This is a genomic window from Streptomyces sp. NRRL WC-3618, from assembly GCF_001280005.1.
In the GTDB taxonomy this organism is placed as follows: Bacteria; Actinomycetota; Actinomycetes; order Streptomycetales; family Streptomycetaceae; genus Streptomyces.
The window spans coordinates 1-204 of record NZ_LGDW01000440.1 but is presented as its reverse complement, the minus strand read 5'-3'; the positions used below and the strand labels follow the sequence as shown (position 1 = coordinate 204).

The 204-nt window shown below is 55.4% G+C and carries 1 rRNA gene; it reads left to right on the top strand.

Going from position 1 to position 204, the window contains the following annotated elements:
• Positions 1–204 (top strand): 23S ribosomal RNA (locus ADL01_RS28585); the annotation flags it as partial.

Sequence of the window (204 nt, the reverse complement as noted above, 5' to 3'; positions counted from 1 at the left end):
AAACATCAACGGCTCGTTTGAGAGACACCCAAGTAGCACGGGGCCCGAGAAATCCCGTGTGAATCTGGCGGGACCACCCGTTAAGCCTAAATATTCCCTGGTGACCGATAGCGGATAGTACCGTGAGGGAATGGTGAAAAGTACCGCGGGAGCGGAGTGAAATAGTACCTGAAACCGTGTGCCTACAAGCCGTGGGAGCGTCGC